Origin of the sequence: Psychrobacter communis, assembly GCF_014836505.1 — a bacterium.
Lineage (GTDB): Bacteria > Pseudomonadota > Gammaproteobacteria > Pseudomonadales > Moraxellaceae > Psychrobacter > Psychrobacter faecalis.
In genome coordinates, this window is record NZ_JACSQR010000010.1 from 66,277 (window position 1) to 84,859 (window position 18,583).

Sequence of the window (18,583 nt, forward strand, 5' to 3'; positions counted from 1 at the left end):
TTAAAAGGGATAGATTTTAACATGTATTTTAACGGCTTTTATAATTGATAAAGCCTAATAATATTGGGGAAGCCAAGTAGCGAACGCAACTCGCGAATGCCTTGTGCCAAATGGTTACGGCTACGCACGACGATATGAATAATAGTGTCGCTGCTACGCACGTCGACCTTTTCGACCCCGATATTTAACTGGCGCAGATGATAAATCACTTCACTGATTTGCTCGTCGCTTAGGGCGATTGAGAGTTTGAGATAAGCAGGGAAGCGAATTTTGCTGTTATGTTCCCCGGATGAGTCGCCTTGTTTAATGGCTTTATCATTACGCCAGCGCAGTTGGATAACTTGATAAGGGTTGTCTTTACGGATATCGTCTAACGAAAAACACTTATGGCGATGCACAACCAGACCATGACGTGATAAATGGCCAACGATAGGGTCACCATAAATCGGATGACAACAATTGGCAAAATCAAGCTCAACACCTGAAGCGTTGACAATCAATTGTTGCGGTTGGGTCATATCATCAACGCTTTCTTGCGACTGCATATCACTGACTTCATCGCTAAACAAACGGGTGACCACCAGTTGCGGCAGCAACGTGCCTGAGCTAATTTGCTCAAACAGGGCATTTTTTTCTGTCAGACCGCGCCATTCAGTTAAGTTTTTCCAATCACTTTCGGTTAAATCATCGAGGCTTTTCTGATAGGTTTTTAGGGCACGGTCTAAAGCTTGTCTGCCATGATGTTGTTTATCGGCGGGCGATAAGTCTTTAAACCAACGTAAAATCTCCACGCGGGCTTTATTGGTGACCACAAAGCCAAGCCATTCCGCCTTTGGCTCAGAATGACTGCTGACTTCAATCTCGACCAACTGCCCGTTTTTTAGCACCGTCCCGAGTTTTGCATGTTTGTTATCGACATTGGCACCGACCGCGACATTGCCCACCATAGGACCGACGGCGTAAGCAAAGTCTAGGGCTGTGGCGCCTTGGGGCAGCTCATAAGCGCGGCCTTGCGGACTGTAGCAGATGATTTTACTTGAATGTAGATAATCCATTAGCTCATTAATAGTAGAAACGGCTGCGGAAAAATCAGGACTGTCGGCATCTAACGTGTCTTCGTCAACCAAGTCTTTCATATTACGTAGTGATGCTTGAATAACTGACTGGCTGACATCAGAGGCGTGTTCAGCACCAATAACACCAAGCCTTGCCGCGTTTTGCATTTGCTTGGTTAAGATGGTGACTTTAACAAAGTCATTGTCACGCTCATAAATAAGGGTGAGCGACTGATTGCCACCGGGCAGCGGACGACGAATGTTATCCGCGATATGACTGTCATCAATCTGGTATTTTTTAATGAGATAATAAGCAAGCTTGTCACAAGCTTCGATGTTATCAAGCACTATCTCAAACGCATAATGGCGTAATAGCGCATTAATTTCACCGCGATTACGGAAAAATTGGCGGAAGATAACCACGCGATTGTCTAAAACTTTGACCATGCCATTAAGATTAAGGTTATTTAGCACAATGCTCAAGTAGCGATGAATGGCTTCTCTTTGAAAATTACGCCCAAGTCCATGTTGCAGCAGCTTATCAGACAGCTTGTTATACATATCAGAATCAAGATTACGATAACAAAGCACTTCGATATAATCGGCAATGTCATTGAGCCCCATCAAGCGCGCAAAGGGTACATAAAAATCCAAGGTTTCTTGCGCTGTGGTGCGCTGTTTTTCGGGACGTACCGCATCGAGCGTCGACATATTGTGCAAGCGGTCAGCCAGTTTAATAATCAAGACGCGCGGGTCAGCAAGGGTAGCGGTCAAGATTTTATGAAAGGTGGCGGCTTTGTTTTCTTGCTTGTTATGGGTTGAAGATTTTAATTTGGTCACGCCATCGACCAGTCTTGCCACTATTTTACCGTAACGCTGCTCAATATCTTCAGCGGTAACCTCGGTATCTTCTACCGTATCATGAAGGATGGCCGCAATAATGGTATCGCGATCCAAGCGAAAGCCTGCCAATATTTCGGCGACGGCAATCGGATGCGTGATATAAGGCTCCCCTGATTTACGCTTATCTTTGATATGCGCTATATCACCGAACTCACAGGCATCAATAATATCACTACGTTCAGCCGCAGTGAGATAACCTACTGAGCGCAGCAGGTTGTATTGAGCATCATCAACTAAAGGATGACTGAGTTTGGGCAAGGTTTGAGTCATAAGGTGGTAATCCTATTTTCCAATACCTATTTATCAGTTCAGGACGGTTCGTCGGCTACGGACTTTTAATGGGTTCAGGACTGTTGGGTAAATGATAGCTGGATGAATAAGCGGCGGTTATGCAAAAGAGTAAGCTATTAGGTCAAAGCATACTAACTTAAAACGCACAAAGCGAAAAGAGGGCAGACCACCCTCTAATTAATCGTAAATCGTTCTCAATGTCAACTCTTATGCGCGTAAGTCAGGCAGAAAATAAAAAATTCTACCTGAGTGGTATGATTTTCGCTATAAATGGTCGCAATAATTGGCAAGCGTTTGGTGTTATCAGTCGTTTCATAACCAAAAAACCACAGCCGATGCTGTGGTTCTTATCTTTTAGTAATGTCAGCACGGAATAAAGTGGTCGTGCTTATTGCTAAAAGTTAGGCTTTACTAAAAACAGCTCTATATTAAAAGCTATGATCGCCCGACAAAGCCAAATCTAATGAGCTTGTCGCAAAGTTATGCTCTGGCTGATTTAAAATATCACGGGTGATTTTGCCGGCAGCAATTTCACGTAATGCCAAGACCGTAGGCTTGTCGTTATCGACGTCAACCATCGGCTCAGCGATACCTTTGGCCAATTGACGGGCGCGCTTACTGGCGACCAAAATCAGCTCAAAGCGATTATCAACATTATCCAAACAATCTTCAATCGTCACTCGTGCCATAAATAGCTACCTCGGTTGTTTTTATCAGTCACGGCGCTTGTCCGTTACTCAATAAAAATAATATCAAAAATATAAAAGGGGGATAGCTGGACATTATAGCATTTTTTGCTTAGGCGCGTAGTTGCTTTTTATATCTGCTGTTAGTTATACGAAAATCGAGATTTTTCACTTTTAAACCTTCTTTCCCCTAGGTTTTCTTTGCTTATTCGTCGACTTGGCTATTTAGCAAATTGGCAATAGTGCGATGATAGCGCTGCTGCTGGCGTTTAAGGGTTTGTCTATCGGCGACGATAATGGCTTTTAGCTCGGTTAACGCCACTTCAAAATTGTCATTAATCACCACAAAATCAAAATGTACATATTGCGCCATCTCCGTGACCGCGCCCGCCAAGCGTTGTTCGATGACTTCCATGCTGTCCTGCGCACGCGTCGATAAGCGCTGACGTAAGGTCGCTAGACTTGGCGGCAAGATAAAAATCATCGTCGCATCGGTAAATATCTTTTTCACTTGTAGCGCGCCTTGCCAATCAATCTCAAGGATAACATCGACGCCTGCCTCCAGCTGCGCGCGCACGCTTTGCTCTGACGTGCCATAATAATTGCCAAACACTTCGGCATGCTCTAAAAACTTGCCTTCGCCGATAGCCGTGACAAATTTATCAACGTCGGTAAAATGGTAATGCTGACCATCAATCTCACCGGGACGCGGCGCGCGCGTGGTGTGCGATACGCTAACGGTCAAGTCGTTGGTGGTGGCCAGTAGCTGTTTGACCAGTGAGGTTTTGCCCGTGCCTGAGGCGGCGGTAATAATAAATAATGAACCTGTCATACGGTTTTTCCTAATGGAGTGCATTCTAATGAAGGATGTATTAACAAAATATGAGCTAGAGAAATATGTGCTGCAAAAAAGCAGAAATCGTTTTAGTAAAGTGTTGAGCTGGTAAAAACAAAAAACGCCATCAAGTATGGCGCTATAAAGTTGTATTGATTTCTCATTGATACGTCATTATAAACTGCTTAGCGCGCTTTTATTTAATTCGCGCAAGCTTTTTAGCACTCAATCTTAATTATTGTCTGTTTTTGCATTAAAAGGCGCTGTATCAATGAACGTTAATGATCAGTTCATTTGAAACATGGCTATTTTCAAAGGCAATAAAAGCAAATTATGCTAAAGTAGAGCATGGATGTTATCCCAAGTTTTGAGGTTAAGCAGTTTGACGTTAAGCATTAACCATAAATTATCTAATGATAGGCCCTCTTATGCAAATTTATCTTGCCAATCCACGTGGATTTTGTGCTGGTGTAGATCGCGCGATTGCGATAGTGAACGAAGCATTGACACGTTTTGAGCCACCCATTTATGTGCGTCATGAAGTCGTGCATAACAAATTTGTGGTCTCAGATTTGGCCAATCGCGGCGCGGTTTTTGTCGAAGAGCTGCACGAAGTGCCGGATGGTTCAATCGTGATTTTCTCGGCGCATGGTGTCTCAAAGGCGGTCGAAGATGAAGCAGAGCGCCGTGATTTGACCGTATTCGACGCCACTTGTCCGCTGGTCACTAAGGTGCATATCGAAGTGGCTCGATTTGCCCAAGACGGTATGGATGCAGTATTAATTGGTCATGCAGGTCATCCTGAAGTCGAGGGTACAATGGGGCGTTTTAATCGACGCCACGGCGGGCAGATTCATTTGGTCGAAAATGAAAGCGATGTTGAGGCTTTAAATGTGCAAAACGCTGAGCATTTGGCTTTTGTAACCCAAACGACTCTTTCGATGGATGATACCGCGCGCGTTATTGATGCGCTGCGTGAAAAATTCCCCAGCATTCAAGGCCCGCGCAAAGACGATATTTGCTACGCCACCCAAAACCGCCAAGATGCGGTCAAAGATTTAGCCGGTCGTTGTGAAGTGGTGTTGGTGGTTGGTTCGCCAAACTCGTCAAACTCTAATCGCTTGCGTGAGTTGGCTGAGCGTATGGATTGCCGTGCCTATCTGATTGATAACGCTACTGAGATGGATAGAAACTGGTTTGCTGGCATTCAAAGTGTTGGCGTTACTGCTGGCGCGTCTGCACCTGAGATATTAATCCAAGAAGTGCTACAACAATTGCAAGATTGGGGCGGAGATTTACCAAGTGAGCTGTCAGGTATCGAAGAAAACGTGACCTTTAGCTTGCCAAAAGCACTGCGGATTCCGGTCACGCAAGTAGGTAAATAGCATGAATAAGCAGAAAAAAGGCTTTGTGTTAGCAGAAGCGACACTTGCTGAGATTAATAAACAATTAAAAATTAATCTGTTTACCATCGTTGTGCTGATTGTCATGCTAGTGCTGAACACTGCGCAATTTATGAAAGATTATAGTGTCTTATATGGCGCGCTTATCGCTGTCATGGCGTTTTTTCTATTTATAATGGCCAAAAGTCGCACCATGCTCATGATGAGAAAACAACAGCTTACCAAGTAAATGCTGCAGGTAAATTAAATATAACCGTTATTATGAAAAGACCAACCTATTAAAGTGGTCGAGAATAAAGCAATAATAAAGAAGATTAGATTAAGGATGTTCATGCCAGCTTATTATCAGTTTATCAAACGCGAACAGCTAGAAGGTGGGGTTAGCGTTGCCCATTATCAGCCAACCAAACATGCACAAGGCGCTTGGAATGAACACGAGCAGCATATGGCACCAGCGACTGGACTGCTGACCGCCGAGCTTGAAAGCTATACGCCGCAAGCAAATATGCGTATCGCTCGTATCAGCCTGGATATTTTAGGCTTGATACCGCTTGATGAGTTTACCGTTACCACGCGTTGTATCCGTCCGGGTAGAACGATTGAGCTAATCGAGGCGGTCATGAGCAGTCGTGGCCGTGATGCCATTATCGCGCGCGCTTGGCGACTGCTGACCCAAGATACCAGCGAGATTGCCGGACTTGAAGACCAAAAAGCGCTGCATCAGCCTGAGGATTTGCCTGTTTGGGATGGTATGAAAGGCTGGCCGGGTGGTTTTATCGAAAGCGTTCGCTTGGTTGCTGAGCCCGACCGCCGTGCTGGACGTGGTATGGTATGGATTACCAATGATGTCGAGATGGTAGAAGGCGAAACGACTGACGATTTGGTACATCTAATGGGGATGGTCGATACTGCCAATGGCGTCGTGCCACGCTTGGGGCTCGGCTTATCAGAATTGCAATGGATGTTCCCCAATACGGATTTGCAAATCCATATGCATCGCATGCCAAAAGGGCGCTGGCTTGGCATCGAAGCGGTGCAACAATACGGCGATGACGGTATTGGGCTGACCAGCGCTGTGCTGCATGATGTGCACGGGCCGTTTGGTCGTAGTGAGCAAATCTTGACTATCCGCCCTATGCCGCGTTAAAGCGCGATAGCTTTATGTATTGGATAGTCACAAAAGTAAACTGAACAGGATTGCTTCAGCAAATTATCGTCCTAAGTTAGCATTTAGTTGATAAGAAAATGGTTAATAGTTATATAAAATAAATCAAAAGTATGTGATTAATTTATTATACAAATAATCGAAAATCGGTTGTAATGGAATACCACAACGAGGCAAGGTGATTCAAAACTGCTATGATGGGTTTTGATAGTGAAGGTTACCTTTCACTTTATCCTTGCAACAACGATAACTAAAGGAATATGGCCATGAACGATATGAACGATATGAACGATAAAAAATGCCCTTACGATATGACGCCGTTGACCATGAGTAATGGCGCGCCAGTGGTTGATAATGAAAATAGCAAAACCGCCGGTAAACGCGGTCCTCTACTTGCAGAGGACTTATGGCTTAACGAAAAGCTCGCTGATTTAAACCGTGAGGTTATTCCAGAGCGCCGTATGCACGCCAAAGGTTCGGGCGCGTTTGGTACTTTTACCGTCACTAATGACATTACTCAATATACGCGTGCTGATATTTTTAGCGAAGTGGGTAAGCAAACGGAGATGTTTGCGCGTTTTAGTACAGTCGCAGGTGAGCGCGGTGCCGCTGATGCTGAGCGTGATATTCGCGGTTTTGCCCTAAAATTCTATACCGAGCAAGGCATTTGGGATTTGGTCGGTAATAATACACCGGTATTTTTCGTTCGTGACCCGCGCAAATTTCCAGATTTAAACAAAGCGGTCAAGCGTGACCCACGTACCAATATGCGTTCGGCGACCAATAACTGGGACTTTTGGACGTTATTGCCAGAATCTTTGCACCAAGTCACCATTACCATGAGCGACCGAGGTATCCCAGCCTCTTATAGACATATGCATGGCTTTGGCTCGCATACGTATAGCTTTATCAATAGCGCCAATGAGCGTTTTTGGGTCAAGTTTCATTTCCGTACTCAGCAAGGTATTAAAAACCTAACCGACGCCGAAGCCGCTGAAATTATCGCCTCGAATCGTGAAAGCCATCAAGAAGATTTGCTCAATGCCATCGACAATGGCGATTTTCCGAAGTGGAAAATGTACGTGCAAATCATGCCAGAAACCGATGCCGATAAAGTACCTTACCATCCGTTTGATTTGACCAAGGTATGGCCAAAAGGGGATTATCCGCTGATTGAAGTTGGCGAGATTGAGCTTAATAAAAACTCAGACAATTATTTCTTAGACGTCGAGCAGGCGGCTTTTGCGCCGAACAATCTTGTAACTGGCATTAGTGCCTCACCAGACCGTATGCTACAAGCGCGTCTCTTTAGCTACGCCGATGCTCAGCGTTATCGCGTTGGTGTCAATCACAAGCAGATCCCAGTAAATAAACCTCGTTGTCCGGTGACCAGTAACCACCGCGACGGTCAAATGCGTGTCGATGATAACTACGGTGGCCGTCCACACTATACGCCAAACAGCTTTGAGCAATGGCAAGACCAGCCGCAGTACGCTGAGCCAGCTTTAAAGATTGATGGTTACGCCGAGCACTACGATTTCCGTGAAGACGATAGTGATTATTTTAGCCAGCCGCGCGCACTGTTTAACCTGATGAATGATGAGCAAAAGCAAGTGTTGTTTGATAATACCGCCCGCGCGATGGGTGATGCGCTTGATTTTATTAAATATCGTCATATTCGCAACTGTAACTGGTGCGACCCTGCTTATGGCGTAGGCGTTGCCAAAGCCCTTGGCATGAGCGTTGAAGACGCTATGGCAGCACGTGAGAATGATCCTGCTCGTCATTTACCTAGCTGTTTATAATCTCTGTAGAAAATAAAAACGATAGAATTTAGCTGCTCTATATTTATCTAAAAACACCGCCTTAGGAAACTGGGGCGGTTTTTTTTATGCTTAATTATTTTTTTAGCTTAGTTTAGCCTATTTGATCTTGAAATTTTTACCCGTGCCCCTATCTGATTAGGCAGCCTAGCAGTATTTACAGCGCCTTCTTGCTAATCAAATTTAGTAATTAGATTGGGTAATCAAATTGGCTAAACTGCTAGTATTTGAAAATTTGTGATTTGTGCGTGCTGGTAACAGCATTTTTGGTATCAATAATAGGAGTTTTTATGAGTGAACAGACCCAAGCGGATAATAAAAACGCTAATGACATCAATATTAATAAAGACAGCCCAGAATTAAAAAAACACAGTTTTGAAGCAGAAGTGGCGCAGCTGCTGCATTTGGTGACGCATTCGCTTTATTCTAATGCCGATATTTTTGTGCGTGAATTGGTTTCGAACGCATCGGACGCTTGCGACAAATTGCGCTTTGAAGCGACCAATGACGACAGTCTTTATGAAGATGACGGCGAGTTAAAGATTCGTATCGCTGTCGATGAAGATGCCAAAACCATTACCTTTATCGATAACGGCATCGGTATGAATGAAGCCGATGCGATTGAGAACTTAGGCACGATTGCTAAATCTGGTACTAAGGCTTTCCTAGATAAATTGTCTGAATCACAAAAACAAGACGGTCAATTAATCGGCCAGTTTGGCGTTGGTTTCTATTCAGGCTTTATCGTTGCTGATACCATTAGCGTTGAGTCACGAAAAGCGGGCGAGCCTGCCGATAAAGGTGTACGCTGGGTTTCAGACGGCACCGGTAGCTTTACCGTTGAGCCAATTACCAAAGAGACGCGCGGTACCAGCATTACTTTGCATCTAAAAGAAGAGTACAGCGAAGGCGAAGATAATTATCTAGACCGCGGCAAAATCAAGCGTTTGGTCAATAAGTACTCAGACCATATTAGCTTGCCGATTCAGATGCGTAAAGAAGTCTGGCAAGAAGATGTGAAAGAAGAGGGCGACGACAGTGACGCGCCAGCAGGCGGTCAGATGGTCTTGACCGACGAGTGGGAAACCATTAACAAAGCCAGTGCGCTTTGGACCCGCTCAGCATCTGAGGTTGAAGATGATGAGTATGTCGATTTTTATAAAAACATCACTTATGACATGGATGCGCCGCTAACATGGACACACAACCGCGTTGAAGGTCGCGTTCAGTATACCCAGCTTTTATATATTCCGAAAAAAGCGCCGATGGATTTATACACGCGTGAGCAGCAGCACGGCTTAAAGCTTTATGTGAAGCGCGTCTTTATTATGGACGATGCTGAGCAATTGCTGCCGATGTATTTGCGTTTTGTGAAAGGGGTCATTGATTCAGCGGATCTGCCGCTTAACGTCAGCCGCGAAATCTTGCAAGAATCGCGCGATGTTAAATCTATCCGAGATGGTAACGCGCGCCGTATTTTGACCTTGCTAGCGAGCCTTGCTAACAGCGAAGATAGCGATAAACAAGAAAAATTTGTCCAATTCTATAGCGAATTTGGCGATGTGATTAAAGAAGGCCTTGGCGAGGATATGGGCAATCAAGAGCGTATTGCCAAATTGCTGCGTTATGCTACCAGCACCGACGATAAGGTTGAAACCAGCTTTGAAGACTATAAAGCGCGCATGAAAGACGGTCAAAAAGCCATCTATTATCTAACGGCTGATAATTTGGCGGCGGCAAAAAACAGCCCGCAACTTGAGCTATTTAAGAAAAAAGGCATCGAAGTTATTTTGATGACCAGCCGTGTCGATGAATGGGCGATGAATTTCTTAACCTCATTTGATGAGACACCGCTACAAAATATCGCTAAAGGTGCGGTTGATTTGGGCGACTTGCAGGACGAAGCCGAAAAAGCTGAAGCTGAAAAAGCGCAAGAGACCATGAAACCTGTCGTTGATAAGCTAAAAACAGCACTTGGCGCGCGCGCAAAAGACGTTAAAGTCTCAACGCGTTTGGTTGATAGTCCAGCGTGTCTAGTCATTGGTGAAGGTGAGCTGTCACCGCAAATGATTCAGATGCTGAAGCAAATGGGTCAAGATGTACCAGAAAGCAAACCAACGCTTGAGGTCAATCCTGACCATCCACTGATTAAAAAGTTAGAGAGTAGCGAGCAGTCTGACGACAGTTTTGACAAGCTGGCGCAGGTCATTTTTGACCAAGCGTTACTTGCCGATGGCGGTCAACTAGAAGATCCAGCCGCTTATCTAAAACGCGTCAATGAGCTATTGATGCGATAATAATTGCTGCTTAATAAAAGGAGGTCTTGATTTTAAGGCCTCCTTTTTTAATGGATTGTCAATCAACGTTTAGAGTAATTTTTCGGCAGTTTTTACAAATCAGTCTTATCCTCTTGAGCGACAATCCGTTACAATCGCGATAGATTAGCGAGCTAAAATATTAAGTTAGATTTCTCGCTTTTCAATCCTATTTTATCGTCAAATAATAATAAATTGGCGTTATTTCTCTCGACTGGCTAGAGGTCTAAGTCTTTGTCACTTGCGTCATTAAAAACCGTATCGCTTCAGCGCTTCTCGCTCAATTTCGCGGCCAATATTATTGCCACCTTGTGGATGCTGGTCGGGTCGACGCGGGCGTTCTCTTGGGTAAAACCCACCTTTATCCAGTTTGCGGTATTCGCCATATTGGCACTGGGTAGTAATGTCCTATTCTCGTGGTTAGCCGCCGCAAATGGTAGCGTCTTTAATGAGCAAGGATTGGTCAGCTATTTAATTTGGCCGATGATTATTTTGCTCGGCGGTATTATTTTAGCTCGCCGCGCTGGTAACCAAGCGCTGGTTTTTGTGCCTGTCATTTTATGGCTGGTTGCTGATACGCTATCAGCGTTACTGCAAAGCCTGGTACAGTTTTTTGGCAGCTATGGGTGGTTGCCAAGTTGGAGTTATTCTTTTTTACCTATTTTATTTTTAGTGCTGTTTTTATGGCAGACACTCGCTTTATTATGGATATTTTTCCGTCGCCTGCGCATTTCTTGGTGGGAGAGAATCATCGTCTTAGTAGGGGCAGTGGCATTATTGACCATTTGGCAGCGCAACGTCGCCGACCAGCCGATATTTAAGCAAATTCCTGTTGAGCCAGTACTAGAAGAAGCGGCTTTGTACGAGCAGCCGCGATTATTGCAGCAAGCTTTAGACCGTATCGACCCGAGTATACCCGGTAAAAGCGACTGGTATTTTATGGGCGTGGCAGGATTCTCAGAACAAAACGTCTTTCGTTCTGAGATTAATAAAGTGCGTGAATTGTTTGACGTGCGCTTTGGTACCAGTGGCCATTCGCTGGCATTGATTAATAATAACTATACGTGGCTAGATGAGCCAATTGCGACAAAAACCAGTATTTTGCGCGGGTTAAAAACCATCGGTCAGCAAATGAATGCTGATGAAGATGTATTATTTCTTACCCTATCGTCACATGGTGATGAGAATGTTATTCAACTGGCAAATCCACCATTAGCGATGGATAATTTAGATGCCACGTGGCTGCGTGAAGCGTTAGATGCGTCCGGTATCCGCTGGCGAGTGATTGTGGTGTCGGCGTGCTATTCAGGCTCATTTATCGATGAATTGGCATCACCAACAACGGTAATTATTACCGCCTCCGCCGCTGATAAAATGTCATTTGGCTGCACCAATAGTGCTGAGATGACTTACTTTGGACAGGCTTTCTTTGCGGAGAGTTTGCGCGAAAACACCAGTTTTTCTGATGCGTTTAAAGATGCCGCTTACCGCGTGCAAGAACGTGAGCTCTATATGGGTTTTGAGCCATCAGAGCCGCAGATGGTCATTGGTAGCTTAATGGAAACCGCGCTGCCAGCATTTGAGCAAGTGTTGTTTACTAAAACCCGTCCAGCGCTCGCCAATATGACTAATCAGCCGAATTCTGTTAAGGTTACTCAAGCTCCTGATACGGCAAACGCAATCGTTAATCTGCCTGAAAGTGACTAAGGCCTGCTGATAAATGAGATTTATGTCGCTACTAAGGCGCGCTTTTTGAATTTTTAAAATGCTACTTGAGTGAGTGACTGTCTTTAACTGACTTTACTTAATTACTTGTCGTTAACAGTTTGCTTGCTAATAGTAAGGATGGGCAGTTGTCACTTAGCGCTTATTTCATCTTGGATAAAAAGGATGTCACTTATGAATAATTCTTATAAACACAGTTTGTCTACCAACTCAAAGATTGAGCAAATCAGCGTCAATCGCTGCTTCGATGGCGAGCAGCATTATTATTGTCATGAGTCCACCGCGACCAAAACGCCGATGACCTTTAGTATTTATCTGCCAGATGAAGCGCTGGCTGGGCGCCGTTGTCCGGCTGTTTTATATCTCTCGGGTTTGACCTGTAATGCCGATAACGTCACCCATAAAGCGCATTTTCAACAAAAATGTAGCGAGCTTGGCATGATATTTATTGCGCCTGATACTTCTCCTAGAAGTCATGACGCGCACGATGTCGCAAACGATGAGCGTTATTTTGTCGGGCAAGGCGCAAGCTACTATGTCGATGCGACGCAGGCACCGTGGGCAGAACATTTTAATATGCAAAGCTATATCGTTGATGAATTATACGATTTACTGCGCTCAGAGTTTCCGATTGATAGTATCGGCATCACAGGCCACTCGATGGGCGGTCATGGGGCGTTACTATTGGGCTTTAAGTTCCCAAGTAAGTTTGTCAGTGTCTCCGCCTTATCGCCTGTTTGTGCTGCCAGTGAGTCGGCATGGGGGCAGGCCGCTTATACAGAGTACTTCGGCGATGATAAGTCGCTATGGGCGCAAGCTGACGCCTCACAGATGATTGTAGAAGTTGGTCAGCAGTACGCCAGTATCTTGGTTGACCAAGGCGCGGCTGATAATTTCTTGGCAGAAGGTCAGCTGCAAACGCCTAAACTACAAGCAGCGTGTGACAAGGCCAAGCAGCCATTGACATTACGTTATCAGGCCGGTCATGACCATAGCTATTATTTTATCCAAACAGTGATTAATGACCATATCGAACACCACTGGCGTATGGCGCAAATGAGCTAAGCCTGTCCAATAATATCTGTCTACGAATAATAGCCGTCTAATAGCTGAGCGTATGGTCTGTCATATAACTTGACAGACGGTTACGCTGATTATTTAACCAAGCGCCTTTATTGTTATAAAATAGATTAGTACAAAATAGAGCGTGCTTGCCAATAGGCAAAACTTTTTTAAAGGTAAGTTTTATGATGAATAAGCTAACAGCGCCATCAAAGACAAATCTAGCTAACCGACAGCAGACGGCTCAATTATCACTGGCAGCGATGCAAGCGGATATGGCTGATATGAGGGCGGCTTTAAAAAATAAGCAGCAAGCTAATATGGTTCAAAAAGATAACGTCAAATCAGAAACTCGCAAAGCAAAGCCAGTTAATACAGCTGCTATTCATGCGCTTGATGCCGTGCAATTATCGCGGGTGATAGAGATGGCGTGGGAAGACCGAACACCGTTTGAGGCGATAGAGCACAGCTACGGTCTAAACGAGACTGCAGTCATTAAGCTGATGCGCCAACAACTAAAACCATCGTCTTTTCGCCTATGGCGTCAGCGCGTCACCAGTCGTGCCACTAAGCACCAAGCAAAGCGTCCGTTTGATGTCGGTCGCGCATATTGTAAAACCCAATATAAACCGCGCTAACACTTTCTTTAAAACGCTTTATCTAAAAGAATCATCTAAATGTAGTATCTAAATACCAATCCCAGTGATTAAAAACTTGTTTATTAAACGTTTATACCAACCCAAATAGGTAGCTCAACTATGACTAGCCCAGCCAAACCTTATCTTATCGCGCCTTCTATTTTATCAGCTGACTTTGCCAGACTTGGTGAAGAGGTTGAAAAGGTATTGGAGGCGGGCGCTGATGTCATCCATTTTGATGTGATGGACAATCACTATGTGCCTAACCTAACCTTTGGTAGCATGATATGTCAGGCGCTGCGTGACTATGGTATCGAGGCGCCGATTGATGTCCATCTTATGGTATCGCCAGTCGATAGTATGATCGAGCAGTTTTTAGAGGCGGGTGCAAGTATTATCACCTTCCACCCAGAAGCCAGCGCCCATATTGACCGCTCTTTGCAGCTGATTAAAGATGGCGGTGCTGAATGCGGTTTGGTATTAAACCCCGCAACGCCACTGCATTATTTAGATTATGTGATGGACAAGGTTGACCAAATCTTACTGATGAGCGTTAACCCTGGATATGGTGGTCAATCGTTTATTGAGGGTACCTTAGATAAAGTTCGCCAAGTCCGTCAACGTATTATTACCAGTGGTCGCGATATTAGACTAGAAGTAGATGGCGGCATCAAAGCCAGCAATATTCGCGCGATTGCCGAAGCAGGCGCTGATATGTTCGTCGCCGGTTCCGCTATTTTTAATCAAGAAGATTATAAATCTGCCATCGACGCTATGCGCGCCGAATTAGCCTTGGCAAATGGTTATTAATCCCCATTTATAACTATTAGTATGAGTGTTAAGGTTATAACGATGGACTCGATAAGCCATATAAAGGTGAAATATGAACACGCAAAAGCCCATTAACTCGTCAGTATCGCCTGAGCCTATAAAAGAAAAACAAGCCCCAAGCTTAGTACCTAAGGGTCTCACTATTGGTATGGCGGCTTTTGCCTTGGTGCTTAGCCTCGCTGGTTATGGTTTTCGCCTGCTGATTGGCGATGATGTCGGAGAAGTGCTCCGACACGCGGCGGTGATAGTGCCAGCCTTTATGATTGGTATTCCGCTATTTTTTTGGCTTGGTTCGCGCGTTTTAAATAAGCTCAAAGGTTTGCATATCGCAAGCTGGAATGCTATTAGCTTGGGCTATTTAACCTCTTGTATAGCCATGCTTTGGTTAATGGGCACTTATAGTTAATAATTGGCTGATGTTAGCGCTTTAACATGGTTATCTTTTAAAACTTTGTCTTTATAGCATTCATCGATTTCTACTTTTTAATAAGTCGCGCTTTATGATGCGACTGGACACTTGCTAGTATGGCTACTTCCTCTAAGAAAATCACCGATATCATTTTCCCAAAAGAGCTTCCAAACGGTTTGTTTATTTTACTGATTATCGCCTGTTTACTCTTAGGCTTATCCTACCTGCGCCATGGTACCGGACTGCAAGGCTGGCTACATGTCTTTGAAAATTGGCTACTTATGCTGCTGATAATACCGACCGCTACCGCCACCGTTGCCTTACCATTTAAATACCGTGACCCTACGCTTGAGCTTAAGCTGACCTATTATCTGGGTATGTTTGTTGCTTTCTTATTTACCTTGGCAAAATTGCGCTATTGGCGTTAATAGCGATTTAGCTCGTTCATAAGCTTGATAAGTAGTATTAAAGAGCATTTATGCAAAAGACTTACGCGTCAGGCCTTGAATTGTCGGCGCAAAGCGTCCATTGTATAAGTAAGATAGTTTTGCCCGAATATCTGTAAAACTAAGATTTTATAAACGAAGTCAGCGCCTTTTTACAGACATAAAGCGGGATAATAAGGAAAAAATAGATGCCATACGATATTGATAATGAAATAGAAGTAGATAACGATAGTCGCGATCAGTTCGCTGGATTTGCTAAAGAAACCACGCTTGAGTTGGTTGAAGCAGCGGATGGCAAATTGCTGTTACGTGATGCCGAGGAAGAAGAAGCACCGCTGATGACCATCGATTTTTCTGATAAGCTGAAAGAAATACTAGGCAGCGATACCCAAGCGATTGGTCAGCACATGATTCATGCCGCGATTCAGGTCATTATGCAAAAACAGATGAGCCAGTGGCATGCCCATGTCTATGACAAAGAACCCACTCACTATAGCTAAGGCTAAACAGGCTGATGTCTTCTAAATTTATAGCTTCTAAATCTGTAAGAACGAAATATAGTAGCTGGTTAAAATAGTGTATGGTTGAAATGGTTGGTGGGTCAAAAACTGGCAATAAAAAAAGGGTTTATCTATTGATAAACCCTTTTTTTGTTCAAATAATTTAGTGATAAATTATTTGATTTTTGCTTCTTTAAAGATGACGTGCTGGCGTACTTTTGGATCAAACTTTTTGATTTCCATTTTACCAGGCATAGTGCGCTTGTTTTTGGTAGTGGTGTAGTAATACCCAGTACCAGCGGTTGATACTAATTTAATTTTATCTCTCATGATAGCTTTCCTGTAAATGAGGGGTCTTCAAACGATAGGTACGAGTGCAAAAAGGTCAGTTGCTACGAAGAGCGTAGCCAAAAAGCAGCTTGGAAGGTGAAAATTATCGACCACTCAAGCTGCTTATCTTAACTTATACTTTTTGACCTTGTGCGCGTAGATCCGCTAACACTTTGTCGATACCAAGTTTGTCAATGATGCGCATACCTTTGGTAGACACACGTAGACGTACAAAACGGTTTTCAGACTCTACCCAAAAACGATGGTTATGAAGGTTTGGTAGAAAGCGACGACGGGTTTTGTTGTTTGCGTGCGAAACATTATTACCCACCATAGGGCGCTTTCCAGTCACTTGGCAAACTCTAGACATGGCGAACTCCTAATCTATGAGGTATGAGGGATTCTCATACCAGTCTGGGCAAGTTGCACGTTTTTGCGGCATGGACACAGCAAGCGGCAGCTTTGCACCAAACAAAACTATTATGAAGGTTGAGCTGATATTACTGTCATCTAAAGGCAAATAACAGGCAAACCAATTCAGAAAATTTTAAAGCCGACATTTATACCATAAAACTAATGAATACTCAAATGTTTTTATAATAATCGCTGCTTTAAACGATAGCTATTATACCCTGAATTGCACACGCTATGTGATTGATTATTTAATAGTAAAGATGCATTTTTTAGTTGTAAGTTATACTATTCAGCACTACTAAAAAAGATACCTTTGTTTCTACTATCGTCTGTACCTATCACAATTAACTCCCCATCCTTATCCAGTAAAGCTACACCCTTTAAAGTTTCGTTCGGAGCATAGCAAGGATATTCACCAAATGTAACAGTACTATCAAAATATCTATTTAATTGAGATGATAATGTGAATTTACCTTTCATTGTACAACCATACGTATCTTTACCAGTAAAATTACCCTTGGTGCCAATTTTAACCGTTAAGCTACCTGCCTCGTCATCACCACTGATATATGCGATACCAGTGAAAGACTTATTAGTAATACTCAATAAATTTTGTTCTCGATTAGAGAGAGCCTCATCGTACTTTAGATCATACGTTGTAGCGTTTATAGGCAAATCAAATACCTTTCCGCTCAGAGTGTTAGGTTTTTTATAATTCCCAGTGATAGTGATATCGAGAGCACGTCTGCTTTCATATGAGTAGTTCTTGCCGCTTACATCAAATTCACCAGCGGTATCAGGTACACCTGTCTTGCTAGTGATAAATCCTAAAACATCTCCATCAGGGTAAATATTTGGGTTGTCAGAATAAATGACCCATAGTCTCTTGTTGTCGTCTATTAAGCCTTCTGCAATTTCCCCTTCACTAGTGCGACCTGTATAAATACCTGATAACAATTCATAAGCTTCTTCAGATGGTTCAGATGGTTCAGATGGTTCAGATGGTTCAGATGGTTCAGGTAAACTAGGTGGCACTCCTGGTCTAGCTTCATCGCTACCGCAACCCAGCAGACTTAAGCTCAATAAAGATAGAACTGCTATTTTTTTCATTTTTTACCTCAAGTGATCTGTTCAAAACAATAGGAGAATAAACACTAATTTGCTTTTAAGCAACTATAGTCAATCCTACTTAAAAATGTTATAAAATAATTAACAAATTCAATTGTTATTATAAAGACCATGACTTACTCACTAGATTTCCGCAAACAAGTACTAAAAAGCTTAGACGAGGGTATGACCTTTGCCGAGGCAGCTAAATTCTATAACCTCAGCCCAACCACCATACAAAACTGGAAGAGACGTGTTCATAGTAAAACAACCAGGCAAACCAAACCCTATAAAATACCAGATGACGTGCTACTCAATGATGTCAAAGAACATCCTGATGATTATCAGTACGAGCGAGCACGTCGTTTAAACTGTAGTAAAACAGGCATTCATCATACCCTAAAGCGCCTAGGCATCAGTCAAAAAAAAGACTTTAGAACATCCAAAAGCCTGTCCGATCAAAAGAGCGGCGTATCAGAATAAGCTTGAGCACTTTAACCAGCAAGGCTACCCCATTGTATATATGGACGAAAGCGGCTTTGAGCACGAGACCATTCGCTCTCATGGCTATGCACCGATAGGTACACCTTGTATCGATAGCTACAACTGGCAAGGTAAAAAGCGAACCAACGTTATTGGTGCTCT

20 protein-coding genes are annotated in these 18,583 nt (G+C 43.6%); 14 read left to right on the forward strand and 6 right to left on the reverse strand.

Going from position 1 to position 18,583, the window contains the following annotated elements:
* Positions 1-38: 38 nt before the first annotated feature.
* The gene (locus tag H9653_RS05495; protein ID WP_191691040.1) at positions 39-2,228 is read right to left on the reverse strand and encodes a RelA/SpoT family protein; all 2,190 of its coding nucleotides are present in this window, start codon (positions 2,226-2,228) and stop codon (positions 39-41) included.
* Positions 2,229-2,458: 230 nt separating this feature from the next.
* Between H9653_RS05495 and H9653_RS05500 the strand changes: the two genes are divergently transcribed.
* Entirely contained in the window at positions 2,459-2,626 is a 168-nt protein-coding gene (locus H9653_RS05500; protein ID WP_191691042.1) for a hypothetical protein, read from the forward strand.
* 51 nt (positions 2,627-2,677) lie between these two features.
* Here the strand turns inward: H9653_RS05500 and rpoZ are convergent, their stop codons facing one another.
* A complete protein-coding gene (rpoZ, locus tag H9653_RS05505; RefSeq protein ID WP_068403827.1) occupies positions 2,678-2,938 on the reverse strand; it encodes a DNA-directed RNA polymerase subunit omega in 261 nt (86 codons plus the stop codon).
* Between the two features lie 202 nt (positions 2,939-3,140).
* Positions 3,141-3,767, reverse strand: coding sequence for a guanylate kinase (gmk, locus tag H9653_RS05510; RefSeq protein ID WP_144296645.1), 627 nt, complete (start codon positions 3,765-3,767; stop codon positions 3,141-3,143).
* Between the two features lie 431 nt (positions 3,768-4,198).
* On the opposite strand from gmk, the gene ispH reads away from it, so the two are divergent.
* The 12 genes from ispH (at position 4,199) to H9653_RS05570 (ending at position 16,087) form a co-directional block, all read left to right on the forward strand.
* Positions 4,199-5,155: a 4-hydroxy-3-methylbut-2-enyl diphosphate reductase gene (ispH, locus tag H9653_RS05515; RefSeq protein WP_191691044.1), complete on the forward strand. Its 957-nt coding sequence runs from the start codon at positions 4,199-4,201 to the stop codon at positions 5,153-5,155.
* Between the two features lies 1 nt (position 5,156).
* Positions 5,157-5,402, forward strand: a complete 246-nt coding sequence (locus H9653_RS05520; RefSeq protein ID WP_191691046.1) for a hypothetical protein — start codon at positions 5,157-5,159, stop codon at positions 5,400-5,402.
* Between the two features lie 102 nt (positions 5,403-5,504).
* Positions 5,505-6,320 carry a thioesterase family protein gene (locus H9653_RS05525; protein WP_191691048.1) on the forward strand — a complete coding sequence of 272 codons (816 nt, stop codon included), beginning with the start codon at positions 5,505-5,507 and terminating at the stop codon, positions 6,318-6,320.
* Between the two features lie 302 nt (positions 6,321-6,622).
* Positions 6,623-8,143, forward strand: a complete 1,521-nt coding sequence (locus H9653_RS05530) for a catalase (protein WP_191691072.1) — start codon at positions 6,623-6,625, stop codon at positions 8,141-8,143.
* A gap of 308 nt (positions 8,144-8,451) precedes the next feature.
* Positions 8,452-10,458, forward strand: coding sequence for a molecular chaperone HtpG (gene htpG, locus H9653_RS05535; RefSeq protein WP_225211624.1), 2,007 nt, complete (start codon positions 8,452-8,454; stop codon positions 10,456-10,458).
* A gap of 252 nt (positions 10,459-10,710) precedes the next feature.
* Positions 10,711-12,183: a C13 family peptidase gene (locus H9653_RS05540; protein ID WP_225211625.1), complete on the forward strand. Its 1,473-nt coding sequence runs from the start codon at positions 10,711-10,713 to the stop codon at positions 12,181-12,183.
* Between the two features lie 192 nt (positions 12,184-12,375).
* Positions 12,376-13,266, forward strand: a complete 891-nt coding sequence (gene fghA / locus H9653_RS05545; RefSeq protein ID WP_191691050.1) for an S-formylglutathione hydrolase — start codon at positions 12,376-12,378, stop codon at positions 13,264-13,266.
* Between the two features lie 380 nt (positions 13,267-13,646).
* On the forward strand, positions 13,647-13,901 hold the full coding sequence (locus tag H9653_RS12640; protein ID WP_318242154.1) for a TIGR03643 family protein: 255 nt from the start codon (positions 13,647-13,649) through the stop codon (positions 13,899-13,901).
* Between the two features lie 120 nt (positions 13,902-14,021).
* Entirely contained in the window at positions 14,022-14,711 is a 690-nt protein-coding gene (gene rpe / locus H9653_RS05555; protein ID WP_191691052.1) for a ribulose-phosphate 3-epimerase, read from the forward strand.
* A 73-nt stretch (positions 14,712-14,784) separates the two neighbouring features.
* Entirely contained in the window at positions 14,785-15,138 is a 354-nt protein-coding gene (locus H9653_RS05560; RefSeq protein ID WP_191691054.1) for a hypothetical protein, read from the forward strand.
* A 119-nt stretch (positions 15,139-15,257) separates the two neighbouring features.
* The gene (locus H9653_RS05565; RefSeq protein ID WP_191691056.1) at positions 15,258-15,569 is read left to right on the forward strand and encodes a hypothetical protein; all 312 of its coding nucleotides are present in this window, start codon (positions 15,258-15,260) and stop codon (positions 15,567-15,569) included.
* Between the two features lie 206 nt (positions 15,570-15,775).
* Entirely contained in the window at positions 15,776-16,087 is a 312-nt protein-coding gene (locus tag H9653_RS05570; protein WP_068403843.1) for a hypothetical protein, read from the forward strand.
* A 174-nt stretch (positions 16,088-16,261) separates the two neighbouring features.
* Here H9653_RS05570 and rpmG read toward each other — a convergent pair whose 3' ends face one another.
* From rpmG to H9653_RS05585, 3 genes are all read right to left on the reverse strand, one after another.
* Complete coding sequence (gene rpmG, locus H9653_RS05575) at positions 16,262-16,417, reverse strand: 50S ribosomal protein L33 (protein WP_010201403.1); 156 nt, start codon at positions 16,415-16,417, stop codon at positions 16,262-16,264.
* A 133-nt stretch (positions 16,418-16,550) separates the two neighbouring features.
* Entirely contained in the window at positions 16,551-16,787 is a 237-nt protein-coding gene (gene rpmB, locus H9653_RS05580) for a 50S ribosomal protein L28 (protein ID WP_057761372.1), read from the reverse strand.
* A gap of 329 nt (positions 16,788-17,116) precedes the next feature.
* Positions 17,117-17,941, reverse strand: a complete 825-nt coding sequence (locus H9653_RS05585; protein WP_191691058.1) for a hypothetical protein — start codon at positions 17,939-17,941, stop codon at positions 17,117-17,119.
* A gap of 129 nt (positions 17,942-18,070) precedes the next feature.
* Between H9653_RS05585 and H9653_RS05590 the strand changes: the two genes are divergently transcribed.
* On the forward strand, positions 18,071-18,421 hold the full coding sequence (locus H9653_RS05590; protein WP_191691060.1) for an IS630 transposase-related protein: 351 nt from the start codon (positions 18,071-18,073) through the stop codon (positions 18,419-18,421).
* Positions 18,422-18,583 lie beyond the last annotated feature (162 nt).

Bases quoted from the DNA above. Each gene is read 5' to 3' on its own strand.
- H9653_RS05495 (WP_191691040.1), bottom strand. From the start codon at position 2,228: ATGACTCAAACCTTGCCCAAACTCAGTCATCCTTTAGTTGATGATGCT.
- H9653_RS05500 (WP_191691042.1), top strand. From the start codon at position 2,459: ATGCGCGTAAGTCAGGCAGAAAATAAAAAATTCTACCTGAGTGGTATG.
- rpoZ (WP_068403827.1), bottom strand. From the start codon at position 2,938: ATGGCACGAGTGACGATTGAAGATTGTTTGGATAATGTTGATAATCGC.
- gmk (WP_144296645.1), bottom strand. From the start codon at position 3,767: ATGACAGGTTCATTATTTATTATTACCGCCGCCTCAGGCACGGGCAAA.
- ispH (WP_191691044.1), top strand. From the start codon at position 4,199: ATGCAAATTTATCTTGCCAATCCACGTGGATTTTGTGCTGGTGTAGAT.
- H9653_RS05520 (WP_191691046.1), top strand. From the start codon at position 5,157: ATGAATAAGCAGAAAAAAGGCTTTGTGTTAGCAGAAGCGACACTTGCT.
- H9653_RS05525 (WP_191691048.1), top strand. From the start codon at position 5,505: ATGCCAGCTTATTATCAGTTTATCAAACGCGAACAGCTAGAAGGTGGG.
- H9653_RS05530 (WP_191691072.1), top strand. From the start codon at position 6,623: ATGAACGATAAAAAATGCCCTTACGATATGACGCCGTTGACCATGAGT.
- htpG (WP_225211624.1), top strand. From the start codon at position 8,452: ATGAGTGAACAGACCCAAGCGGATAATAAAAACGCTAATGACATCAAT.
- fghA (WP_191691050.1), top strand. From the start codon at position 12,376: ATGAATAATTCTTATAAACACAGTTTGTCTACCAACTCAAAGATTGAG.
- rpe (WP_191691052.1), top strand. From the start codon at position 14,022: ATGACTAGCCCAGCCAAACCTTATCTTATCGCGCCTTCTATTTTATCA.
- H9653_RS05560 (WP_191691054.1), top strand. From the start codon at position 14,785: ATGAACACGCAAAAGCCCATTAACTCGTCAGTATCGCCTGAGCCTATA.
- H9653_RS05565 (WP_191691056.1), top strand. From the start codon at position 15,258: ATGGCTACTTCCTCTAAGAAAATCACCGATATCATTTTCCCAAAAGAG.
- H9653_RS05570 (WP_068403843.1), top strand. From the start codon at position 15,776: ATGCCATACGATATTGATAATGAAATAGAAGTAGATAACGATAGTCGC.
- rpmG (WP_010201403.1), bottom strand. From the start codon at position 16,417: ATGAGAGATAAAATTAAATTAGTATCAACCGCTGGTACTGGGTATTAC.
- rpmB (WP_057761372.1), bottom strand. From the start codon at position 16,787: ATGTCTAGAGTTTGCCAAGTGACTGGAAAGCGCCCTATGGTGGGTAAT.
- H9653_RS05585 (WP_191691058.1), bottom strand. From the start codon at position 17,941: ATGAAAAAAATAGCAGTTCTATCTTTATTGAGCTTAAGTCTGCTGGGT.
- H9653_RS05590 (WP_191691060.1), top strand. From the start codon at position 18,071: ATGACTTACTCACTAGATTTCCGCAAACAAGTACTAAAAAGCTTAGAC.